Annotated in this window: 33 protein-coding genes and 1 pseudogene; 4 read left to right on the top strand and 30 right to left on the bottom strand. The window is 59.3% G+C overall.

From position 1 onward, the window contains the following. Positions 1 to 43 precede the first annotated feature (43 nt). The 14 genes and pseudogenes from WE862_RS08220 to WE862_RS08285 all read right to left on the bottom strand — a co-directional run bounded on the left by WE862_RS08220 (position 44) and on the right by WE862_RS08285 (position 7,185). A complete protein-coding gene (locus WE862_RS08220; protein WP_042031740.1) occupies positions 44 to 490 on the bottom strand; it encodes a phage virion morphogenesis protein in 447 nt (148 codons plus the stop codon). Beyond that, positions 463 to 942 (bottom strand): phage tail protein, encoded by a 480-nt coding sequence (locus WE862_RS08225; protein WP_042031739.1) that lies wholly within the window; start codon positions 940 to 942, stop codon positions 463 to 465. Before WE862_RS08225 ends, WE862_RS08220 begins: the two co-directional genes overlap by 28 nt. Continuing rightward, the gene (gene lysC, locus WE862_RS08230; protein WP_232625593.1) at positions 917 to 1,144 is read right to left on the bottom strand and encodes an Rz1-like lysis system protein LysC; all 228 of its coding nucleotides are present in this window, start codon (positions 1,142 to 1,144) and stop codon (positions 917 to 919) included. Before lysC ends, WE862_RS08225 begins: the two co-directional genes overlap by 26 nt. Then, positions 1,038 to 1,511: a phage lysis regulatory protein LysB gene (locus tag WE862_RS08235; protein WP_042031737.1), complete on the bottom strand. Its 474-nt coding sequence runs from the start codon at positions 1,509 to 1,511 to the stop codon at positions 1,038 to 1,040. Before WE862_RS08235 ends, lysC begins: the two co-directional genes overlap by 107 nt. Then, the gene (locus WE862_RS08240; RefSeq protein WP_042031736.1) at positions 1,501 to 2,010 is read right to left on the bottom strand and encodes a hypothetical protein; all 510 of its coding nucleotides are present in this window, start codon (positions 2,008 to 2,010) and stop codon (positions 1,501 to 1,503) included. The genes WE862_RS08235 and WE862_RS08240 overlap by 11 nt, the downstream gene beginning before the upstream one ends. After that, complete coding sequence (locus WE862_RS08245; RefSeq protein ID WP_198493525.1) at positions 2,000 to 2,821, bottom strand: N-acetylmuramidase domain-containing protein; 822 nt, start codon at positions 2,819 to 2,821, stop codon at positions 2,000 to 2,002. The genes WE862_RS08240 and WE862_RS08245 overlap by 11 nt, the downstream gene beginning before the upstream one ends. Beyond that, the gene (locus WE862_RS08250; RefSeq protein WP_225628286.1) at positions 2,818 to 3,165 is read right to left on the bottom strand and encodes a phage holin family protein; all 348 of its coding nucleotides are present in this window, start codon (positions 3,163 to 3,165) and stop codon (positions 2,818 to 2,820) included. Before WE862_RS08250 ends, WE862_RS08245 begins: the two co-directional genes overlap by 4 nt. Further along, on the bottom strand, positions 3,134 to 3,496 hold the full coding sequence (locus WE862_RS08255; RefSeq protein ID WP_042031734.1) for a putative holin: 363 nt from the start codon (positions 3,494 to 3,496) through the stop codon (positions 3,134 to 3,136). The genes WE862_RS08250 and WE862_RS08255 overlap by 32 nt, the downstream gene beginning before the upstream one ends. 21 nt (positions 3,497 to 3,517) lie before the next feature. Then, positions 3,518 to 3,748, bottom strand: a complete 231-nt coding sequence (locus WE862_RS08260) for a TraR/DksA C4-type zinc finger protein (RefSeq protein WP_181364325.1) — start codon at positions 3,746 to 3,748, stop codon at positions 3,518 to 3,520. 2 nt (positions 3,749 to 3,750) lie between these two features. Next, entirely contained in the window at positions 3,751 to 3,954 is a 204-nt protein-coding gene (locus tag WE862_RS08265) for a tail protein X (protein WP_042031731.1), read from the bottom strand. Continuing rightward, positions 3,954 to 4,424, bottom strand: a complete 471-nt coding sequence (locus WE862_RS08270; RefSeq protein WP_042031730.1) for a head completion/stabilization protein — start codon at positions 4,422 to 4,424, stop codon at positions 3,954 to 3,956. Before WE862_RS08270 ends, WE862_RS08265 begins: the two co-directional genes overlap by 1 nt. 99 nt (positions 4,425 to 4,523) lie before the next feature. Beyond that, a pseudogene (gene gpM, locus WE862_RS08275) lies at positions 4,524 to 5,307 on the bottom strand (phage terminase small subunit). Positions 5,308 to 5,316: 9 nt separating this feature from the next. Further along, complete coding sequence (locus tag WE862_RS08280) at positions 5,317 to 6,348, bottom strand: phage major capsid protein, P2 family (RefSeq protein WP_042031727.1); 1,032 nt, start codon at positions 6,346 to 6,348, stop codon at positions 5,317 to 5,319. A 12-nt stretch (positions 6,349 to 6,360) separates the two neighbouring features. Beyond that, entirely contained in the window at positions 6,361 to 7,185 is an 825-nt protein-coding gene (locus WE862_RS08285) for a GPO family capsid scaffolding protein (protein ID WP_042031726.1), read from the bottom strand. Positions 7,186 to 7,332: 147 nt separating this feature from the next. On the opposite strand from WE862_RS08285, the gene WE862_RS08290 reads away from it, so the two are divergent. The 3 genes from WE862_RS08290 to WE862_RS08300 all read left to right on the top strand — a co-directional run bounded on the left by WE862_RS08290 (position 7,333) and on the right by WE862_RS08300 (position 11,328). Continuing rightward, positions 7,333 to 9,102: a terminase ATPase subunit family protein gene (locus WE862_RS08290; RefSeq protein ID WP_042031725.1), complete on the top strand. Its 1,770-nt coding sequence runs from the start codon at positions 7,333 to 7,335 to the stop codon at positions 9,100 to 9,102. Then, positions 9,099 to 10,160 (top strand): phage portal protein, encoded by a 1,062-nt coding sequence (locus tag WE862_RS08295; protein ID WP_082035480.1) that lies wholly within the window; start codon positions 9,099 to 9,101, stop codon positions 10,158 to 10,160. Before WE862_RS08290 ends, WE862_RS08295 begins: the two co-directional genes overlap by 4 nt. Before the next feature lie 802 nt (positions 10,161 to 10,962). After that, positions 10,963 to 11,328, top strand: coding sequence for a helix-turn-helix domain-containing protein (locus tag WE862_RS08300; protein WP_042031724.1), 366 nt, complete (start codon positions 10,963 to 10,965; stop codon positions 11,326 to 11,328). Between the two features lie 562 nt (positions 11,329 to 11,890). On the opposite strand, the gene WE862_RS08305 is transcribed toward WE862_RS08300, so the two are convergent. The 16 genes from WE862_RS08305 to WE862_RS08380 form a co-directional block, all read right to left on the bottom strand. Then, positions 11,891 to 12,079, bottom strand: a complete 189-nt coding sequence (locus tag WE862_RS08305; protein WP_042031723.1) for a DUF3283 family protein — start codon at positions 12,077 to 12,079, stop codon at positions 11,891 to 11,893. Between the two features lie 89 nt (positions 12,080 to 12,168). After that, positions 12,169 to 12,510 carry a phage protein gene (locus tag WE862_RS08310; protein WP_042031722.1) on the bottom strand — a complete coding sequence of 114 codons (342 nt, stop codon included), beginning with the start codon at positions 12,508 to 12,510 and terminating at the stop codon, positions 12,169 to 12,171. Next, positions 12,510 to 13,001, bottom strand: a complete 492-nt coding sequence (locus tag WE862_RS08315) for a DUF3850 domain-containing protein (RefSeq protein ID WP_082035479.1) — start codon at positions 12,999 to 13,001, stop codon at positions 12,510 to 12,512. The genes WE862_RS08310 and WE862_RS08315 overlap by 1 nt, the downstream gene beginning before the upstream one ends. Beyond that, positions 12,986 to 13,396, bottom strand: a complete 411-nt coding sequence (locus WE862_RS08320) for an ead/Ea22-like family protein (protein WP_042031721.1) — start codon at positions 13,394 to 13,396, stop codon at positions 12,986 to 12,988. The genes WE862_RS08315 and WE862_RS08320 overlap by 16 nt, the downstream gene beginning before the upstream one ends. A gap of 12 nt (positions 13,397 to 13,408) precedes the next feature. Continuing rightward, entirely contained in the window at positions 13,409 to 15,796 is a 2,388-nt protein-coding gene (locus WE862_RS08325; protein WP_042031841.1) for a replication endonuclease, read from the bottom strand. After that, positions 15,793 to 16,278, bottom strand: a complete 486-nt coding sequence (locus WE862_RS08330) for a hypothetical protein (RefSeq protein ID WP_225628284.1) — start codon at positions 16,276 to 16,278, stop codon at positions 15,793 to 15,795. Before WE862_RS08330 ends, WE862_RS08325 begins: the two co-directional genes overlap by 4 nt. An 89-nt stretch (positions 16,279 to 16,367) precedes the next feature. Then, positions 16,368 to 16,589 carry a hypothetical protein gene (locus WE862_RS08335; protein WP_042031720.1) on the bottom strand — a complete coding sequence of 74 codons (222 nt, stop codon included), beginning with the start codon at positions 16,587 to 16,589 and terminating at the stop codon, positions 16,368 to 16,370. Then, the gene (locus tag WE862_RS08340; RefSeq protein WP_052448124.1) at positions 16,586 to 16,921 is read right to left on the bottom strand and encodes a hypothetical protein; all 336 of its coding nucleotides are present in this window, start codon (positions 16,919 to 16,921) and stop codon (positions 16,586 to 16,588) included. Before WE862_RS08340 ends, WE862_RS08335 begins: the two co-directional genes overlap by 4 nt. After that, positions 16,918 to 17,454 carry a DNA methyltransferase gene (locus tag WE862_RS08345; protein WP_042031719.1) on the bottom strand — a complete coding sequence of 179 codons (537 nt, stop codon included), beginning with the start codon at positions 17,452 to 17,454 and terminating at the stop codon, positions 16,918 to 16,920. Before WE862_RS08345 ends, WE862_RS08340 begins: the two co-directional genes overlap by 4 nt. Beyond that, entirely contained in the window at positions 17,451 to 17,627 is a 177-nt protein-coding gene (locus WE862_RS08350; RefSeq protein ID WP_167335503.1) for a hypothetical protein, read from the bottom strand. Before WE862_RS08350 ends, WE862_RS08345 begins: the two co-directional genes overlap by 4 nt. Then, the gene (locus WE862_RS08355; RefSeq protein WP_042031718.1) at positions 17,624 to 17,926 is read right to left on the bottom strand and encodes a hypothetical protein; all 303 of its coding nucleotides are present in this window, start codon (positions 17,924 to 17,926) and stop codon (positions 17,624 to 17,626) included. The genes WE862_RS08350 and WE862_RS08355 overlap by 4 nt, the downstream gene beginning before the upstream one ends. A 76-nt stretch (positions 17,927 to 18,002) precedes the next feature. Continuing rightward, a complete protein-coding gene (locus WE862_RS08360) occupies positions 18,003 to 18,446 on the bottom strand; it encodes a hypothetical protein (RefSeq protein ID WP_042031717.1) in 444 nt (147 codons plus the stop codon). A gap of 15 nt (positions 18,447 to 18,461) precedes the next feature. After that, a complete protein-coding gene (locus WE862_RS08365) occupies positions 18,462 to 18,680 on the bottom strand; it encodes a hypothetical protein (RefSeq protein ID WP_042031716.1) in 219 nt (72 codons plus the stop codon). Beyond that, the gene (locus WE862_RS08370; protein ID WP_082035478.1) at positions 18,677 to 18,958 is read right to left on the bottom strand and encodes an ogr/Delta-like zinc finger family protein; all 282 of its coding nucleotides are present in this window, start codon (positions 18,956 to 18,958) and stop codon (positions 18,677 to 18,679) included. Before WE862_RS08370 ends, WE862_RS08365 begins: the two co-directional genes overlap by 4 nt. A 10-nt stretch (positions 18,959 to 18,968) precedes the next feature. Continuing rightward, a complete protein-coding gene (locus WE862_RS08375; RefSeq protein WP_339058728.1) occupies positions 18,969 to 19,487 on the bottom strand; it encodes a phage regulatory CII family protein in 519 nt (172 codons plus the stop codon). A 33-nt stretch (positions 19,488 to 19,520) separates the two neighbouring features. Beyond that, positions 19,521 to 19,883 carry a hypothetical protein gene (locus WE862_RS08380; protein ID WP_198493524.1) on the bottom strand — a complete coding sequence of 121 codons (363 nt, stop codon included), beginning with the start codon at positions 19,881 to 19,883 and terminating at the stop codon, positions 19,521 to 19,523. Positions 19,884 to 20,090: 207 nt separating this feature from the next. Here WE862_RS08380 and WE862_RS08385 point away from each other — a divergent pair, with 207 nt between their 5' ends. After that, entirely contained in the window at positions 20,091 to 20,840 is a 750-nt protein-coding gene (locus tag WE862_RS08385) for a S24 family peptidase (protein ID WP_042031713.1), read from the top strand. Positions 20,841 to 20,854: the final 14 nt, after the last annotated feature.

Below are 20,854 nucleotides of genomic sequence, written 5' to 3' on the forward strand. Positions count from 1 at the left end.
CACAGCCCCCCTTTGCTACCTGCTGCCGTTGTAAACGGCGGTTTTACAACGAGGCGGTGAGGCTTTTAAGCAGGCTGTCTTCAATCCGGTCTATGTCGGCGTCGGTGATGCCGATCAGGTTGCGCTCAGGGTATTGCACCTCTTTGCCATTGATTTTGTCGCGCAGGCCGAAGTGATGGATGGTGGCGAGCCGGTTGGCGCTGCCGGTGAATTCGACTGTTGCCTCGTTGGCGGTGGCAGTGGCTTTTAACCATGCCGGTTTGACCAGCTTGGCGAACATCTTGCGGCGAATGGCGCCACGTTTGGCGCGTGGCTTGCGCGGTGACATTGCGGTGCCATCCGGCTGTTTGTTGGCGCGGATTCGTTCAGCCTGAGTGGCCCGCATCGTGCGGGCAAGGTCTGCGGCCAGCTTGCGGCGCTCTGGTGCGCTGAGTTGCTGGAGCAGGGCAGCGGCTTGGTCTCCTAGTTGCTGGAGGGCGTCGGCGGCCATGGTTGGTGCTCCCCGTTGATAAAGATTTCCCAGGTGATGCCGTCATAGGGGTCTTCTGGCGGTTCAGGTACGTGCTGCCAGCCGATCCCCTCTTCTGTTTTGGTGACGATGACCCGTTCGGTGAGCTGGATGGTGATCAGCAGGTCATAGAGGTCACCGGCCAGCAGTTCAGACTCGACCTTGATGGCGTTCTCCCGCTTGTCCGGGTTGGTGAACAGCTCCGGCTGGTTTTGGCGTAGCCATGCCAGCAGCGGCACGACCAGTTGATCCGGGTGGCCCGCAAAGTCGATGACGCCAATGGATAGCGGGTATTGCCACTCGAACGATAGGGAGTGCGCGCCAGTGGCGACGATGCGCCCATCGCCCACGGTGAGGATCAGGCGCTCTGGATTTTGCGCCAGTTGCTGGACGCAGCTGGCGATCACTTCACGGATGGCTGCCGGTTTGAGCATGGTTCCTCCGGTTGCACTGGATTACGGCATCGACCTTGGCGGCGCAGGTTGCCCATGCGGCCTCGGTGGCGGTCAGCATGTCGAGCAGATCGCCGTTATTGAGCGGATCCGCCGGCGGCAGCTGGCAGGGGGCCGGAGCTGGACAGGTGAGCCTGATAATCTGCGGCGCCGGTGATGGCGGGACGCTGGAGCAGGCCGACAACAGCAGCAGGCAGATAGCTATCAGCCCAAGACTTAAGTTCAGCATTTTCACGTTTGAGCCTCGCGATGGTTTGTGCGCGGGTGGCGGCGGTGGTGGCCAGCTGGTCAAGCTGGCCCTGCAACTGCTGGGCGGCGGTGGCCTGCACCGTCAGTTGTTCTGTGAGGGTGCCGATTGCGCTGTCTTTGGCCCGCTCCCGCAGCGCTGCCTCTTTGGCCTTGTCGTCGGCGGCCTTGAGGTCGCTTTGCAGGGTGGTGACCTGCCCCTCTGCCTTGGCGGCGGAGCGGGCTGACCAGCCCCAGCCGCCCATGGTGACGGCCAAGGCCAGTAGCAGCCAGGTAATTGGGGAGCGCAGGAGATTACGCCACATAATCGATCCCCCAGAAATCCATTCCCTCAGCGCGCAGGACGCTGTTGCACGGCATTACCACCACCGTATCAACAAAGGTTTCTGCCTTGGCGAGCAGCTTGTTGAGCACTCTGTCGCCCGAGGCTTTCATCAGGTCGAAACCCGGGCGCGGGGTGGTCGTGTAGTAGCCGGTCGGCATGATGGGGATATCAAGCTGGTTCTCATACCAGTCAAACTCGTCAAAAAACCAACAGGCGTCGCTGTCTTTGATGAGCGCTTCCAGAATTTCCCGCTCGGCTTGGGGAAGCTCGTTTCTTCGGTTGATGTTGAGCAGGTCGCAGCTGGTGACGTATGCCCCTTTGACCTTGCTGGCAATGTCCAGAAACATCCACAGGTGCTCTTTATCCAGCGGCGACGACAGCACAATGACAACCTTTTTGCCTTCCTTCCGCTTATTGTTCGCGACTGCTATCAGACGGGTTGTTTTGCCCGTCATCCGGCCTGTGATTTCAATGTGCATCTGCCACCTCCTGCACCGGATAGACCTTGGCAAAGTGGTCGTATGCCTCGGCCAGCTTGGTGTCGTAGCTGTTTTCTTTGTAGGCGGGGCCGTTGTAGCGGCGGGCCACGTCGGCCCACTTGCCCGCCTTGAGCGCCTTGTGCAGCTGCGGATCCTGCTCGATAAAGCCGACCACGGCGCGCAGGTGCTCGGTTTCGCTACGCTGCATGGCGGTCATCCAGTCGTCTGCCGAGGCGTAGCCCAGCGCCTGCCAGTGGTAGCCCATCACCTGGAACATGCCCCAGCTGGCCGACTCAATGGCGGCGGCGCGGTGCAGGGTCATTGCGGTTTGCAGGCGGGCCCATTCGGCAGGGCCGCCCTGATAGCCGCCGCGCTTGGTGTTGCAGAGGGCCGGATAGAGGCCCGCAATGCGGTTTGCTTCGGCTTCTCCTTGATGGGTGGCCAGTTGCTTGAAGAAGACATGGCGCTCGAACAGCAGGCGCGGGCGCTGGCAGTCGTCGAACCCTTCGCCAGCGGCTTCGACCTGGGCGAAGGCGGCGAGCTTGGCCAGTTCGACACCGAGGCGATCGGCGGCTTGCTGCAGATCGGTGATGGTGAGCTGGTTGCCTATGGCTGCCCCGCGCAGGGCTGCCATGGTGCGCGGCCCTGCCTGCCCGATGGCGACGATGAGGTGATCACGCTGGAAGGCGAGCACGGCTTGCTCGGTGGCGTCACCAAACCAGCCATCGGCGTCCACCTTGTAGCCTGCCCGGGTAAGCAGTTGTTGCAGTTCGGCCACTGGTGCGCCGATGGCGCCTTTTTTGAGGGTCATGGTTGAAACCTCCGGTAGATGTCAGTGGCATGGCTTGGGCGCGTGTGGCGGCGCGGCAGCAGGCGCATGACCGAGCCGCGCGATCCGATCAGGGCGGTGAGCACCACGGCAGCCAGCAGCACGGCAGCCGGATCCGGTGCAGGCATGGCTCCGAGCAGGACGCGCAGCGGCACCGAGCCCGCCGCTACGGTGAGCAGCCACGCCAGCAGGGCAGGGATGGGGCGATAGTCGCCCCCGTTGCGGTTGAAGGTTGCCAGCCGGATGGCGATGGCGGCACATATCAGCGCGTAGAGGATGGTCAGCATGTGCATGTCAGCCCCCTTTGCGGAGTTTGAGCAGGTCATCCGGCGCTTTGCGCAAGACCCACTGCAGCAGGTGGACGGCCAGCGCCGAGGCGAGCAGGGCGCCGACGGCCTTGGGCACTTCGACGCTCTGCGGCAGGAAGCTGGCCAGCACGGCGGCAACCAGCGGGGCAGCCAGCGCACCGGCGACAAAGGCGGCGATGAACAGTCCCGCCTTGCGCAGGTTGCCGAGTTCGGCGGTGGTGGCGATGAAGACCAGCGCCCCGGCGAATGCGCCAAGGAGCACGCCGGGATCTACGCCGGGGAATAGCGACAGCAGGGCCAGCCCGGTGAGGGCGCTGGTTGCTGCACTGGATGAGATTGGTTCTGGCATCGTGCTCTCCTGGTGCTGTTGTTATCGTTTGCCGCCAAATTGGCGTGCGGTTTGGAATTCGTGGATGGTCTGGCAGTCGGCGCAGCGTTCGCAGCCCCGGATCGCTTCTCTGCGCTCTTGCGGGATCGGGTCGTCGCAGTCGATGCAGTAGTGGGGGCCGGTGCCGCTGATGCGGGCGGCGTGGATGCGGGCCGCAAGCTGCTGCTCGCTGATGTCTGCCAGTCGTTCAAGTTCGTCGTCGAGGCGGCTCATGGTTAGTCCCATAGCTGGATCAGTGGCGCGGCGGCTTGGGTCGGGGTATCCGGCAGGGTGATAAGAGTGCCCATCGGCAGGATGGGCCCCAGTTCTGCCAGCCCCGGATTTATGGTCAGCACCTGTTCGGTGATGCCCGCGGTGTAGCCGTAGTGCCGGTTGATGATGAGGTCGAGGGTTTCCCCCTGTTGGGCGCGTAGCTGCATCAGATGAGTTCGACCGTGGTGTGGGTTTCGCCGAGGATGTCGCGGATGGCAAAGCGGGCATCGCGGTAGAGGTCGTCGGCGGTGAGGTTGCGCGGTTCGGCATCTTTGACCGCTTCGGCGGTGGCCGAGCTGTCCAGATAGCGCTCGTAGAGGTTGGCGCGGGCCATGCTGTAGACGGCGCGGCGATACCAGTGAACCAGCACGGATTCACCGGCGATAGTCTGTGATGGCACGTCGGCCAGCTCGGCATGACCTTCCCCCTGGCGGTTGATTGCCCAGCCGCTCAGATCGCTGTTGACTGCTGCGATGGCGTCAATCACGGCATGGCGCAGCCGTTCGGTGGTGACGGTGCCATCGGTGCGCATGATGGCGCGCACGTCTGCCAGTTTGATGACCGGCCAGAATGTGGCGCTGGCGATTTCGCCTTCGTCTTTGTTGGCCGGATTGGTGGGGATGAATCCTGATGTCATGGATGCTCCTTCCCCCGTTTGTTGGGCGGTGGTCGGGCCGTCTGGTATGCCGCTGGCATTCGTCAGGCCCGAGCCGCCCAGGGTGCGGGGTACGCTCGGTTAGCTGGCCTCGTCGTTGGCGGGGCCTTGCTGTTCGGTGGTGCCGTTTTCGGCTGCCTTTTGCTCGGCGTCTTTGGCGGTTTGTTCTGCTGCTGCCCGTTCTGCCTCTGCCTTGGCTGCCTGTTCGGCTTCTTTTTCCTTCTTGATTTCGCGCTCCAGCACTTCCAGCTCTTTCTTGATGCCCACTTTGTCGTGCAGTTCGAGGGCGCGGCGGTAGTGCTCTGCTGCCGGCTCTTTCGGACCCTTCGGCCAGATAGGCGCGGCCGACTGCCTTGTGCAGCTTGGCGCGCACCTGATCGAAGATGTCGCAGTCGTGGAGCAGCTTCAGATAGCTGATGAGCAGGAAGAGATCGGGGCCGGTGCCCGCCTCTTGCAGTTTGATGGCGGTGTCGGCCACTTCTTCGGCAATGAGGGTGGGGGCGGTGCGTTCGTACTGATCCGGGGTGTTCAGCTTGTGGCGGATCACGTAGTTAGCCATCGGCAGAGCGCCAGCCAGATCGCCGGTGTCGAGGTGCCAGAGGGTGACGGTGACAAGCACGTCATCCTGACCGCCGCGATCGGCAGCCAGCAGGCCGTCAATCCACGGTTTGTAGGTGGCCAGCATGGTGCGCTTGGCGTCGATCTTGCGCTCGATGCTCTGGATGCCCTTGAGGGTGCGGCGGTGTTCGGCCAACTGCATCAGCTGGAGTTCGTAGGCGTTGGCTGTGACCTGATCGAACTGAGGATTGGCCGCCCCTTGCAGGGCGGCCAGTTTGCGTTCGCGGTTACGGCGAGCAGGTGTCATGTTTCCCCCTTAACTGCCAGATGCCGGTTTCGGCCCCATGACGATGTTTTCGATCAGGGCGACACAGTCGTAGTCTTCGACTACGTAGGCATCGTTGGAGCTTTCGTAGTTGACGACGCGGTCACGCTCTGGCTCGTCTTTGACATGACGACGGCGGGCGCCTTCCTGCCAGTAGATGGAGAGGTTTTCCAGCTTGGTGACCAGCATGGCGTTGTCGGGGAAGAAGGGGACGCGCACGGCCTTGAGACCGCCGATCTGCTTCTGGCTCACCAGTACCTGCCCAGCCAGTTTGTTCTGGTTGTCGCTGGCGTCGTTGATGATGGGGAAATACTTGTCTGCCAGCAGTTTACGGCCAAGTACTACCACCAGATCGGTGTCTTCCTGATACCAGGGGGCGATCAGCTCGTTGACGGCATCGAACACCACGGCGTCGAGGTTCTTGTAGTCGCCTTTGGTGTCATCCACGTAGATCTTGCCTGAGCCTTCAACCCCTTCATCCATCACTTTGGCCGGAGCATCCACACGAATGTGCTGCAGCCAGCCGATATTGACGTCTTGCAGCATGGGGTTGGCGACGCGGTTGGTTTTTGGCGCCACGCTGGTGCCGTGCCAGCCGATCATGATGCGATCCAGCCCTTGGCGGGTGAGAATGGCGTCGCGGATACGGGTCTGGAAGTCGGGGAACTTGGCCCAGATATCCAGTTTGTTGTAACCCAAACTGGTGTCGTAGTTGGTCTTGGCACACTCGTAGCCAGATGGGTAGAGGGCGCTCGGATCATTGGGCTCTCGAGCTTCGGTGCTGGTATCGGTGCGACCAGCGATGGTGCTGCCGATACCGATACCTACTTTCTCCCCCTTCATTTCCTGAACCGGGATTACCTGGATCATTTCCAAGAATTTCACCGACTCCTGCATTTTGGTTTCCAGCGTTTGCTGGACGCTCGGTTGCACGTTGAATTGCACCATGGCGCTGGTGATGGCGTTGAGCTTGGCCAGCTGACCGGTGTATTCGTTGAACTTCACGCGGGTTTCGTTACGCATTGATGATGCTCCTTAGCAATCGGTGGATACGGTGGTGGTGCCATCGCCACCGGTGGCGGGATCGCGCTTGTGGCTGAAATCTTCCTGGCGTTCCAGCGAGGTTTTCAGGTCGGCCAGCGCTTTCTCTGTGCCTTCCAGCTTGCTGGTCAGTTCGGTGATGGTGGCGGCCTGCTCTTTGAACTGCTTTTGCAGGTCGGTGCTGATGGTGGTGACTTCTTTGGCCACGGCTTCGACGGCCTGATGGACGTCGCTGAAATCGGCTGTCGATTGCTTTTTGTGGCTGCTGAACAAGGCTCCGATGCGTTCTGCAAGGCTGGTTCCCTTGTCGCTGTCGTCTTCGAATTCGATGACGGTTTCCAGCGCTTCGGTGAACAGGCACTCCTTGTGCTGCTTGCGTTCGGCCAGCGGGTTGACCTTCGCTTTGCTGCAGAACTGGAGCATTTCGGTGCCGAGGCTGGCCGGACTGTCGGTGACGGCCAGCCCCATGAGGTAGGCGCCTTTTTCGTTCAGGTTGGGGTGGATTTCGACGGAGGTGTAAACCTTCTGGCGCTTCTTGTTCAGCTCGACCAGTTCGGGGGTCGGGTCGATTTGCACAAGCAGGGCCAGACGCTTTTCACCTTCCATATCGACTTCTTCGGTCTTGGCTGCGGTGATGTCGCCGTACATCTTGAACTGACCGCTCGGGTCATAGCCACGGATGTGTTCCATGTTTACCCGCGCGCCATAGGTGGACTGGTTGTAGCGCTTGGCCATCTGTTCAATCCATTCACGGGTGATGGTGCGCCCGTCGGTCGTGCCCCCTTCGACGGCGACGCGGAAAAATTTGGACTTAGGCATGAGCTGGGATCCCTTTGGTAATTGGGTTTCTGGTCGGGCTCATGGTCTGGCTTGTGCCCCAGATCCTTCAATCTGTGGCTGTTGTAAAACCGCCGTTTACAACGGCGGCGCGCTCGTTGTGCTTGCGTGGCTGGGTAGACTGGCGCCATGACTACAGCACCCTTACTTTTCCCCCATATCGAACCCAGACGGCAGGCCATGCACCTGTTCTTTCAGGGCTACCCGCTCCGCGCCATTGCTGAATTGCTGCAGACGCCGGAGGGGACAGTTTCGACCTGGAAGAAGCGCGACGGCTGGGATGACATCAAACCGATTGACCGGGTCGATTTCGCGCTGGAGGCGCGGTTGTGCCAGCTGATCGCCAAGGAGATGAAAACCGGTGGCGATTTCAAGGAGATTGACCTGCTTGGCCGCCAGCTGGAGCGGGTCGCCCGGGTCAACAGGTATAGCAACGGCGGCAATGAAGCCGACCTCAACCCGAAGGTGGCGAACCGCAACAAGGGGCCGAAGAAGGCGCCCGAGCGGAATGTGGTGGAGCCCGAGCAGCAAGAGCGGCTTATCGAGCGGTTTGATTCGACGATGTTTGGTTATCAACGGGTCTGGTATCAGGCTGGCCTTGAGTACCGGATCCGTGACTTGCTCAAGTCGCGCCAGATCGGGGCGACTTACTTCTTTGCCTTCGAGGCGTTCATCGATGCGCTGGTTACTGGCCGCAATCAGATTTTCTTGTCAGCCAGTAAGGCGCAGGCCCATGTGTTCAAGCAGTACATCATCCAGTTTGCCAAGGAGGAGGGGGTCGAGCTGAAAGGCGACCCGATAGTGTTGCCGAACGGTGCGCACCTTTACTTTCTCGGCACCAACGCCCGCACGGCGCAGAGTTACCACGGCAACATCTACATGGATGAGTATTTTTGGATCCATGGTTTTCTGGAGTTCCGCAAGGTTGCCTCCGGTATGGCGATGCACAAGAAGTGGCGCCAGACCTACATTTCTACCCCTTCCAGCCTGTCACATCCCGCTTATTCGTTCTGGTCTGGTGCCAACTTCAACCGAGGCAAGGCGAAGGCCGATCGGGTCGAGATTGACCTGAGCCACGCCAATCTGGCCAGCGGCAAGCTGTGCGCCGATGGCCAGTGGCGGCAGATCGTCACGGTTGAGGATGCGGTTCGCGGTGGTTGTGACCTGTTCGACCTTGACCAGCTGCGCGGCGAGTATTCCGAGGAGGAGTACCGCAATCTGCTGATGTGCGAGTTTATGGATGACACGGCCAGCGTGTTCCCGCTCGCAACGCTGCAACGGTGCATGGTTGACAGCTGGGAGGTGTGGGATGACTACAAGCCCCACGCGCTGCGGCCGCTCGGCAATCGTGCGGTGTGGATCGGTTATGACCCGGCGAAGGGCGGGCAGGGTGATAGCGCAGGCTGTGCCGTGCTGGCGCCGCCCTCTGTGCCTGGCGGCAAGTTCAGGGTGCTGGAGCGCCACCGCTGGCAGGGGATGGACTTTGATGCGCAGGCTCGGGCCATTCGCGCCATGTGCGATCGCTACAACGTGACCTATATCGGCATCGACACGACGGGGATCGGGGAGGGGGTTTATCAGCTGGTGAAGCAGTTCTATCCGGCGGCTCACTCCATCCAGTACAACCCGAGCGTGAAGATTCAGATGGTGATGAAGGCGCAGGATGTGATGAACAAGGGGCGGCTGGAGTTTGACTGTGGGATGACTGACCTGGCGCAGGCGTTTATGAGCATTCGCCGGGCGGTTACCGCAGGCGGAAAGTTGCCGACCTTTGAGGCGAGCCGTTCCGAAGAGGTCAGCCACGCCGACATCGCATGGGCAACCATGCAAGCCCTGTTACATGAGCCGTTGGCAGGTGCCAACGGTACCAATACCAGCATGATGGAGATTTTTTCATGACAAAGCGCCGCAATCCGCGCAAGACCCCGCCGGTTACGGCGACCCAAGCGCCCGCCGCTGATGCGATCGAGGCGTTTTCCTTTGGCGAGCCGGTGCCGGTGCTGAGTCAGCGGGAGGTGTTCGATTACCTGGAGGCGATGCACAACGGCCGCTGGTATGAGCCGCCCCTGAGTTTGCAGGGGCTGGCGCGGGTTTATCGTGCCGGGGTGCATCATGCCTCGGCCATTCAGGTGAAGCGCAACATTCTGCGCTCTTGCTTTGTGCCCCATCCCAAACTGAGCCTGACGGCGTTCACCGGTCTGGTGAATGACTATCTGATCTTCGGCAATTGCTACCCCCACGCTGTGCTGAACCGGCTGGGCGGTGTGCTGCGCTATGACCATCTGCGGGCCAAGTATGTGCGCCGCGGGCTGGATCTCGATGCCTATTGGTGGATTGCGCAGCCCGGGAAGGAGCAGCAGATGCCGATCGGTTCAGTCGGCCATGTTATGGAGAGCGACATCAACCAGGAGATTTATGGCATCCCCGATTATGTCGGCGGTCTGAATTCGACGCTGCTGAATGAGTCGGCCACGCTGTTCCGCCGCAAGTATTACGAGAACGGCAGCCATGCCGGGTTCATCATGCACATCACCGACGCTGTGCAGAACGAGGACGACATCAAGAAGCTGAAAGAGGCGCTGCGCCAGAGTAAGGGCCCCGGCAACTTCCGCAACCTGTTGCTCTACACCCCCGGCGGCAACAAAGACGGGGTGAAGCTGATCCCTGTGGCCGAGGTGGCGGCCAAGGATGACTTCTTGAGCATCAAGAACGTGAGCCGCGACGACCAGCTGGCGACCCATCGGGTGCCGCCCCAGCTGATGGGGGTTATGCCGAACAACACCGGCGGTTTCGGTGATGTGACCAAGGCCGCCCAAGTGTTCGATGTGAACGAGGTGGACAGCCTCAAGGCCAGCCTGCTGCAGATCAACGACTGGGCAGGGGAGGAGGTGATCCGGTTTAACCCGTACAAGCTGGCTGTCGGTGAGACGGCCAGCCATAGCGACCGGCTTATCTGACTGCCACCCCATAGCAAGAAACCCCGCCAGCTGGCGGGGTTTTCTTTTGCCTGGCGACCACGCCACCAGAGCGCATGCGCGGCCCGCTGTTGAGGCGGCGGCGCTTGGCATCCCTTCACCTTCGCGGATCCTTTCACGCACACCCTGAGCTGCTGGCGCAGCCTGCCGACCCCTGCCAGCACCCAGCGCGCGCAATCGAACCCCCGCCTCGCCTGCCCGCTTTATGTGTTGATTTCCATGCAGGTGAAAGACTGGTGCCGGTTATCTGCTCCCCGCGCCAGCACTGGCCGCGCGCAGCCTTCCAGATCCTTTTTGCGATCCTTCACTTTCCGTCAGATCCTTTCACTATCCTGCTCGTATAATTGAACAGGGGGCCGAGGCCCCCTGTTGGTTGAGTTATGCACAGAATCAGTTGGTAACTATGTGCGCAAGCTGTCTAGTCGGCGGGTTCGATACTGACAGTCGGCCCACGATGACAAGGGAGCGAATGATGCTTTCGACTCGTCCATGGTCTTCCGGCTGGCTTTTTTCTGTGATGAGTCTGGCAACGTAGTCGATATCGTCAAAGACTGTTTCTACATCTGGAAAAGGCATTCGATTTTTGCTCCCGTAGTTGTTCGTGTGGCTTATCTGTCCACTGGTTTGGCCAGTAAATTTTACTGATGGTTGGATTGCATATCTCAGCGTTATCCAGCCACTTTTTGCAAAAATGTGCGTTTTTACCTGTCAGATCATGCAATTGACAGTGCGGTTAACAATAACAATTTGAGCACGGGCGACCCGAAGTTACAGGAGCCGCCCCATGAAACGGAATAGAACCTTGCCTGTGGCCGCTCGGCAGTACCTGCTCGACGCCAAGGCGCAACTACGCTCTGTGCTGAAAGGCGCAGGCTTGTCATACAAGGATGCTGCCCGGCTGATTAGTGTTAACCCCAGCACCATCAGCCGCTGGCTGGATGACGACGCGCCCGGCTTCATCGACCTGGAGGATGCCGTTCTGCTTTGCATGCACCTTGGCATCAGTGTGCAGCAGATGATCCCGGCTGCTGGTTGGGCGCTGGCCAGCCAGGCCACCCATGATCAGCGCGCAGTGTTCCTGACGATGAGCGATGCCGAGATCGATTGGTTGCTGTCTGTCTGGTCTGGCGCGATCAAGGTTTATCGCTGAGTTATATTTATTTTCAGGCAAAATAATCCCCTCCAGCATGGCTGGATTTTGTTTTAGGCAACTAAGTTTTGCCGCATGATAGACAGGTTATTTATTGCAAGTCAAATATCCCGTCCACACAACATCATAAATAACACTTATCTGTTATTTTTGCTGTTATACGCAAATGAAAGACAGTCATCCAGCACCAGCTAATAAGTCAATGATGCCAACAAAACCCGTGCAACCATGCTGGTGAATTGATCACTAGACGCTAGACGATTGAGCAAAATCCCTGTGATAGCTGGCTTTGCCAATCTTCTGCCCACCAAATCTTTAAACGGCATTTAAACCACCTTTAAACACCCTTTAAAGATTTAAAGCCTTGAAAGTTATCAACACCACACCATGAATATTTTGATTGTGGTGCAGTTGCTTTAATAGTGGTGCAGTTATTCAAGAGTAGGATGGATATTTAAATTCTTGCTTCGCTACCTTATATATAAAATGCATGTGAAAAATATATGCAATTAATATAAAAAGCCCCTACATAGGGGCTTTCTGGTTGGCTCGACGTGGTCAACTATCTTGCACGGTACTTGGCCAGCGCCTTGGTGAACACCTCCAGCTCATGGCCTTTGAATGCGCTGCTGTCCAGTTCGGCGGTGGCCAGATGGCCGTTGCGTTCCTTCCACACCGCATAGGCTGCGGCCTTGTCTACCTCTATCAGCGCTTTATCTGCCGGTGGCAGGTTGCACAGGTTAAAACTCATCGTCTCCCCCTTTGTTGTGCTGACATGGTAATTAATGAAATGTGGCCGGTCACGTTTTCGTGACCGGACACATTGAGCTTTTCCTCACGTCACAGCGCCAGCGCCTTGTCGCCCTGGGTGTGCCAGCACTCTCGCTGTCCCTTGAATGCGCCGCCGCATCCCTTTGGCAGCGAGCAGCCACAGTGCTGACAGGTCTGTTGTTTAAGCTCGGCCTCCTGCGCTTGCCACTTCTCCCAGTCGCGGCGGATCAGGGTGCTGAGGTACTCGTCGGCAGAGTAGGGGTCATCAGCGCCAGCCCTGGCCGCGCGCAGGGCATCCAGTTGCTCACGCTCGCGAATGGAGAGCCGAACCTCCACCCGCTTGATGCCGAGCCCCTTGTCGCGCTTGCGCTGGGCCTCTTTGCGGGCTTTTGCATCCTTTGGCGCTTTCATCAGCTGGCCTCCTCTGGTGTTGCCGGATAGTTCCGCACCGGATTGAATGCTGTCACAACCACCTTTTGCGCCGGTGTACCTTCAATAAGGCGGCCCCGCATATCAACCATGATTTCGCCGGGGTTCATTTGGTCTGGATAACATCTTGTCATCCAGCCGAACACCTGCCCTCCATGAGTCTGTACCCATCCCGCCATAAAATAGGCTGTGCATGGTGTCTCAACGACATGCTCGTCAGGCTCGTCATCCCCGCCATGCTCCGGCACCTCCTTCATCCCGAACACCACATAGCCCGGCTGTTGGGCGTAGTCTGTGACGAAGGTGATCAGGCGGGTTACGCTGCGGCCTGTGTATCGCTCGCCGTCCCACTCGTTGATGGTGACAGTGTCACCCTCTTGAAAGTTGCGGTCGTTGAAGCGGATCTCGAATGGCTTGCTGCCGTCCAGTACCCGAGGGTAATAGACCGTCAGGATTTTCAGTTCGTGGTGCATGTGGCCTCCTTATCGGAGAGTTTTTGTTCCTCTTCAATCACCATGTTGATGCCGTCTCGGAATGCTCCGGTAACCCCGCCATTCTCCGCACGGTTCGCCTTGCCAAGGAACTTGCAGGCATCAACCAGAGGGGTTAACTCGTCAAGTCGATCCAGCAGGGCCAGCACAACCTCCGGCCCTGCAGCCGCTATATACCGACTATTTATCTCTAACGGTGAGAAATGGCGTTCTTCATCATCCGGCATTGTGCAGCCAGCTATCTGGCGATGGCTGCCCTTTATGCGAACCACGCCAAAGCGGTTCCCATCATTTACAGCTTCCCATTCCCCTTCTGTGGCTTGCTCTGCCAGCCAGCGCAGCTCTTGGAGCTGTTCTTTTGTAAATCCAGACATCATGCCTTCTGCTCCTTACTCAACGCCCAGGCGCGCCCGCGCCTTGGCAATCTCTGCGCCGTGGCGCTGGTTGTCGGCTTGCATGCTCGCGACGCGGGCCTGCTCCTGTTCTGTGGGCTGGTAATTGCCCCGGTCTTCTTCGTCATCCAGCAGGCGAGTGAAGATGGAGATCGCCTCTTCGGCCTGCGCCAGCGGCATATCTGCCAGCCAGTCGGTGATGCTGCCGCCGGAGTGCATCAGCTCGCGGGCCTGCTGTTTCAGCGCGGCGCTGCTGGCGGTGCTGTTGCTGGCCAGTTCGGCCTCTACTTCTGCGGTCAGCTGGTCGGCCACGGCATCGCCTGCCCCTGGCCAGTGGCGGGTCACAATCAGCCGTTCGCCGACCAGTCGCACATATTGGCCATCGGCGTTGATGATGCAGCCGTGCTGCAGCAGGCTGGCATTACTCTCATCTAGACCCATACGAATCAGCTCTTTAGCCAGAGCGGATCCTTTAACCCCTGTTTTGGATCCTTCCGTACAGTTATTGACAGAACTCCGAGGGGCGCGGCTGCCGCCGCTTGAGTGCAACTCGCTGCGCTCGCCAACTGCATGCTCGCGTTGCTCGCCCAAACCCGACACAGCGACCCCCTTGCGCACTATCTGCCAGCCTTCTGTGCGGGTGACGGCGGTGGTCTGGCCCACGTCGGAGATCACCCCCAGCAGGCGCAACACATCCTCGCCGTATTTGTTGGCGGCTTCGTCCAGACGCTTGGAGAGCTTGATCAGATGGTCTTTACGCGGTGTCTCGATACCACCCATGGCCTCGACAAAACGGCCCCACATCTTGTTATCAGCGGCATAGCGGGCCGCCTCCAGCACGCAATCCCATTCGATCACCTCGTCGCCAAGGCGGCGCAGCTCGCGCCAGACCGATACAGACGGCCCGCCGATCTGCTGAAACTGACGGATGCGCCAGCAGCTTGCCCAGGCGGCGACCGCGATAGTGGTGTGGTCAACCGGTGCTTCGGCTTCGTAGTCCATCCCGACCTTATGGCCGTCGATGTTCTTGGCGATGTATTTGGCGATATACCCGGTCGCGCTGCCCTTGGCTGGGTCGATCTCCTTCCAGTTAACGCGCGGATTGATGGCCTTCACCACGGCTTGGTCGTTCACATCCAGCAGCCACTTGATGCGCGGCAGCTTGTTGCGGATTTTCATCTTGGCCAGTGCGTCGAGCTGGTCGCCGTTCGGCATCTTGAGCTCTGCCCGCTCGGCATCGGTGAAGTGGTAGGCCAGCAGGGTCAAAAAGGTGTCTTTGTGCTCTGGGTTGATAAACAGCAGGCAATGCCAGTGCGGGGTACCGTCGTGGTGCGGCTCCACCACCCGAAAGCCGAAGGCCATGATCCCGTCGCGGGCCAGCGCAGCCCGAAAGCGGGCCCACTGCTTGCACAGCAGGCGATTGGTCTTGGTCGGGTTGCTGCCGTTGAATCCCTCGTTCTGATAGGTCTTGCTCTTGTCTTGCTTGCCCTGGCGCCATGCGTGATAGCTGGATGGTGCGGTCAGGGTCAGGAACAGCCCCAGTTTGCCCTGCTCCTGCGCCAAATCCTCAAACCCGCGCATCCGCACCATCAGCTCATGGCGGCGGATCTCCGGGTTGGCCACTGACCCCATGATGGCGTCGGCCAGATCGATCTCCTGCCCCAGCTCCTCATTGACGGCACTCATGCTCTCCATCCATGCCCGCTGGGCCGCTTTGCGCTGGGTGAACTCACGCACCGCGTGGGCGCTGGCGTAGGGGCTAACCCCCTTGCGCACCTGTCCGGTGAGGATAGCGATCAGCTCGCAATAGACTGCCCATGCACGGTTAATCTTGCGCAGCCACCACGACTCATCGAGCAGGCGCACCAGCAGGCTGGCGGCCGCCCCTTCGAACTTCTCCACCGCAGGGGCCATCTCGGCCTTCTCTTCTTCATTCAGCTTGCGGCCCAGCAGGTTTTCCGCCTTGTGGCGTGGGTCGGCCGGCAGGGGCGGGCAGAAGTGCCACGCCTGTGCCTGCGCGCCCAGATCGGCCAGCAACTCGGCAGCTGTTCGCTCGTTCGCACCCAAGGCCAGCATCTGCTGGCATCGGCGGGCCCACTCGGCAGCGACCAGCTCGCGGCGGATGTCGTTGCGCAGGTGATGCACCGGGATCGGGAAGCGTGATTGCGCGGCGGCGCAGGCATCTACCATCCGGCGCAGCCAGATGTTTGCCGTCTTGTGGTTGGCTGGGTATCGGCGCAGGTAGGTCTTTGCCAGCGGCTTGGCAACGTGCCACTCGACGCGGGTCAGCTGGTTGGCAGCCTTGCCCATCTGGATGGCATCAAAGCCGGTGCAGTAATTTGGCGGCAGTTGGATGCCGCACAGGTTGGTGAGGGATTCTTTCACTTGCACACCCCGCACTTGCCGTTGGTGTATTCGTTCGGTTGCAGGTAGCGGCCGCACTGGCCGCAGGTTGGAACTTGCTCCAGCGTGGCCAGACGGTCAGACCAACAGGCGCGCTCGCAAAAAACGAGACTGGTCAGGCGATCGCCAGACAGGATCACCGGCCGCACATGGCCGAACTCGCCGCAGCAACTGCAGCGCATCAGCGGGCGGCTTGCTGGTTCAACCTTCACCACGGTTTCACTGGCAGCGCGAGCCAGTGGCCAACAGGTTTCTACACAGTAGGGATAAGCGCGGCGACCATGACGGCCAGCCACCGGCAGGCAAACAGCGGTCTGTTTGCACTTGGTGCAGGGCTCCAGCGTGACCTTGCTTGTGGGGTTTATGCGGAATGCAGGGCGCACCTTGACGTCCTGCAGCCTGTTTACCCACTCGTCGGCCATCCATTCCAGTTCCTCAAGGCTCTGCTTATCCAGATTTGCCAAGTCGTAGGCCTGTTGCGATGAGGCTTGGCTGTGTGCAGGGCGCACGACGCCCAAAGCCGGGGCATGCCCGGCTGTTTTTTGGTGAGTCATTAGATGGCTCCTCCGGTGTGGAGTGAGCGGACTTTGCTGGATGCCGCCTTAACCGAACGGCGGGCCAGACGGCATAGGGTCAGATGGGTTTTTGCCGGAGTGCGCTGGCCGTGTGGGCCGTCTTTGCGCAGGTCGAGCAGGTCACGCTGCAGGTCGCGCAGCTCGTTGCTGGCGTTCAGCATTTTGTTTACCCACACGTCGATCAGTTGTTGATGGCTCATTTGATGATCTCCTCCAGCGTGCGGGCTGGGCTGCCAGCTCTAATCCGATATATTTCCTCAATGAGTTTCTCGTCTTGTTCGATTTGATTGATCGCAAAATCAATCCATTGCCGTTCATTGCGGCAGGCAAACAACAAGGCTGATATGGCAAAGCTATTGGTGGTCGGCTTTCGCGACTGTCGCAGGGAGACCAGTTGTTTTTGAAGCTGGTGAATAGCTCCTTGCCTTACCTGGATGATTGCCTTACTTGCATCCATGGATGCGATTAACGCCATTTCACTGGTGCTGCCTTCTTGTTCCAACTTGCCCATATCGATCATTTGATGGCTCATGCTGCATCCTCCGCAATCAAATGGCTCAGTCCGTTCGGCAGGTTCACACGGCCGCCGTTATCCCAGACAAACCAGCTGTATTCGCAGGAGTCAGACCCGCCATTCACAAAGCGCGGGCGCGGTACCAGGATCGGGGTTTTGTTCGGAAAGCCGACCTCTGCCCAGAACTGCACCCGCTTCTTGCTGCCCAGAAAGTTCACCCGCTGCAAATAAATCAGGGTTCCATCAGGCGCGAGTTCAGACAGGCTCTTTCTCAAAAACTCCTCGGTCAGCGAAAACGGCGGGTTGGTGATGATGACGTCGAACTTGCGACCAAAATCCCACGCCAAGTAGTCACGGCCATGGCGGATCTCGGCCCACTCTTTCTGTTTGGCAGGGAGCGGCACAGGGTCAAAGATGTTCCCTTCTGCTCGGCACGGCTCCATAAAGTGATCGCCAGCGCGAAAGCTGATGCAGTTCAGCAGCGCAGCAACGGCGCTTGGCGGGGTAGGGTAGAGCTCGCGCTCGATGACATTGCCGGTTGTGCTGCTCATGCTGCTACTCCTTCCAGAACCCTAGCGCGGCCAGACGGCAGCAGCTCGATGCGGGCGGCGTGACGCTGGCCACGCAGCCAGCTGTTTTTCACGTTGATGTTGCCGTGGCGCACCAGATAGGCGGCGGCAGCGGCCGGTGATTGGGCGGTATGCTTGGTGGTGATAGCGATCACTTGGCACCCCCTTGCAGCTCATGAGCGAAGGGCGGCTGGAATATCACGGTGACGTCATGCACTGGCACCGCCAGATCCACGCCGATGATGTGCGGACGGCAGCCACCCTGCAGGATCTCGAGGCGCTTGGTCAGTTCGGCGTAGATGTCGATCAGGCTCAGTTCGTCGGCCAGTTCGGCCAGAGCCTCCAGGCTCGCCTCTATGGCGAGTGAATGGCAGGCTCCCAGCTGGGGGCGGTGGGTATTTATCAGGGAATTGGCGACTTTGCGGATCGCCTGTTCTGCTGTACTATTGTTCATGCAATACCTCTCATGTATTGAATAAAACTGAATTGAAACCCCGCTGGTGTTGGCGCACCGTTCAATGCGGGGTTTTTTATTGGCCGTTTCCGGCCACTTTTCTTGCAACCGCCAAGCGGTTTTCCAATTCGCTGGCCTGTGCGTTCAGCTCAGACCGGCGTTTGTTCTCAAATTCCGCCTGTTCCAACTCGCTGCGGGTCGGCCCCTCGACGCGGCGCACAGGCTTGTGCCACTCGCGGCGGTGCAGCACCCCACCATCAAACTCGCGCAGCATGGCCATCATGTCGGCCAGCGCACGGCGCAGCGCCTCCTGCTGTTCAAAGTCGAACTGCTCCAGCTCCTGTTGGGCGAGCTGTGGCGAGATCCCGGCTGCATAACAGACGATGGCGCGGGCTTTAGTGGTCAAGCGGCTCCAGCGGCTGGCCGCCCCATTGCGGCCGATGCGGGCGCGCATTTCTGCCAGCGCCACTTCGGCGGCGCTTTGCTGTTGAACGAGTGCAATGACCTTTGCTGTGTTCATGGGGTGGCCCTCCGGTTATGCCTGCAGCAGCTTGGTCAGCCAGTGCGGGCGAGGCTGGCGGCATGGCTGAAAGCGCAGGGCGCCACGGCGGCCCTTGTGGTCTTCCAGATAGCTGCCATCAAAGCGGGTTGTGTTGCGCATCACCGGCTCATCGCTTTCGCTCACGACGGTGGCGCGGGTCATCAGCAGGAACGGCAGGGGGATCAGCCCAGGCTGTTCGGCGCGCAGTCTCATTGGGCAATCTCCTGTGCCTTATTGCGGAGAATCGCCACCTGCTGAAATGCAGGCGCAGGCTCAAGCTCCTTTTCCTTGATGTGAACGACAGGCAGCACCACAGCAGGGTTGCGCAGTTCTGCCGGTTTCAGCTCTTCCACGATCTCGGCCAGCACCTTGCAGCGAAAACCGCACTCGAAATTGGTGCAGTGCTGATATGACTCGACCGACAGCGGGCTCATTTGGCGGGAGGTGCGGCTGGTCATGCGGCTATGGCAGTGGGGGCATTTCAAAATCATCGTTTCTCTCCTATGCGCCCAGGCTGGCGCGCGCGATGTCAGCGGCACAGGCGAGGGTTGGTACCGAGTTAAATTTTTGTTCTACTTCAATCACTTGTATGAAAAGGTGCTCGATGCCCGCCATCAGCCCACCGACCAGCGCATTGCGATGGCCCTTGGTGACACGGTCACTGCTGAGTACCTGGGTGGCCTGAGCCGTGACGCCGAGGATGTTGGCGCCAGCGTTGAGCGCCTGCTGGGCGCGGGCCTCTGGCTTGATCACCGCATCGGAAGAGGGGAGGCGAACGGCAGTGAGGCCGCAATCAAACAGCAGGCCATCAAACAGGGTGTCGTCGCCGGTGACGCGGTAGATGTTGAGAAGGTTCACCGCATGCAATTTGTGTTTGGTCTGGGCAGGATTGAATTTGTTGCGCAGCACGTCAGGACGCATCCCGATAGCGGCGGCGATGTCCTCAAGGTTGTGAGATGCCTTGAATCGATCACAAGCGCTCTCAAATCCGTGGTGTACGCTAGTCTTATGAGTAGACACTTTAACCCCCTGTGCTCAATCGCTACCGTTAGGTTAAGCAGCAGCGCGCTGCTTTGACTTGGTGGTTGCAGGTTTGGCTATGCGGTGACGGGAGTTCTCATGTGCCATATGCAGATAGTTGGACGGCTCTTTAGCCATCTCACGCCAGCGCACCAGATTGACCCACGGCTTGTCGGTTGGTCGCAGCTTCGGCATCTGCGGGATACGGCCATCAGCAATCATCGCCTGTGCGGTACGCACCGGCAGATCGATATTGAAGTCATCGCGCAGCATGTTGAGGAATGCTTCCAGCGGAATCGCTGGCAGTTGGGAGAGCGCAAGGCTCTGTTTGATAGCCGCCAGCTCGCGCAGTACGACTTCCAGCGGTTCGCCGGACGGGTTAGATGTTTCACCCATCGGTTTTACGGCAGCCCCATTGGGCTGTTTTTTAATGCCTTGTTGCGTCATACTGCGCCCCTATGCGTATTTTTTTCACCCATCCACTCGTTGGTGACCAGCTTGGTAGGCGATAGGTCACTAACTTGATCTTGAGGTGAATATATACGCTTGCGCAGTGCTGCGCAACTAGAGGTCAAATAAATTTCACCTTGGGGTAAAATTTCTATGGAGATTTTGAACGGAACAGCTTTTGACCTTAAAGGTTTTTCCAATAGGTTACTTATGTTGATCGGTAGGGAAAACATCAGGTCATTTTCGCGCAGGGTCGGCGTGAGCGATGCGGTAACCCGCAAGTATGTCACCGGCGAAACAATGCCGTCCGTTGGCCTTGTCTCTCAGATCTGTGGTCATGACCCAAGTCTGTTCTTGTGGCTATGTCTCGGCATTGGTGAGCAGCCAGAGCAGGTCTCTGAAGCCGCCGCATCCACGTCTTATTTGGTACCTCCTGCTGATGAAACCGCTGTGGCTGAAGACTCTTCCTCCTACCGCGGCAAAATGCAGGACTACACCCTTGTCGATTGCTATCAGGTGTTTGCTTCTGCCGGTTTCGGGGCGACGGTTTCCGAAGAGCTGAAAACCGAGCCGATGGCGTTCCGCACTGAATGGCTCAAAAAAGAGGGTCTATCCCCCGACCGGCTGGCGGTGATCCGCGCCAAGGGCGACAGCATGGAGCCCACCATCAGCAATAACGACATCATCCTTGTGTGCTTGTGCAACGGCGATGCGTTGCGCGATGGCCTCTATGTGCTGCGCATTGGTGACAGCCTTCTGGTGAAGCGGCTGCAATTTGATGTGCTCGGCGGCATCAAGGTCATCTCAGACAACCCCGGCTATGAAACCCAAGTGGTCACCAAAGACCAGCGGGCCGATGTGCATATCGTTGGCCGCGTGGCGTGGGCTGGGAAAAAGTTTTAATAACTCAAAGAGGG

It is taken from the genome of Aeromonas jandaei, from assembly GCF_037890695.1.
Lineage (GTDB): Bacteria > Pseudomonadota > Gammaproteobacteria > Enterobacterales > Aeromonadaceae > Aeromonas > Aeromonas jandaei.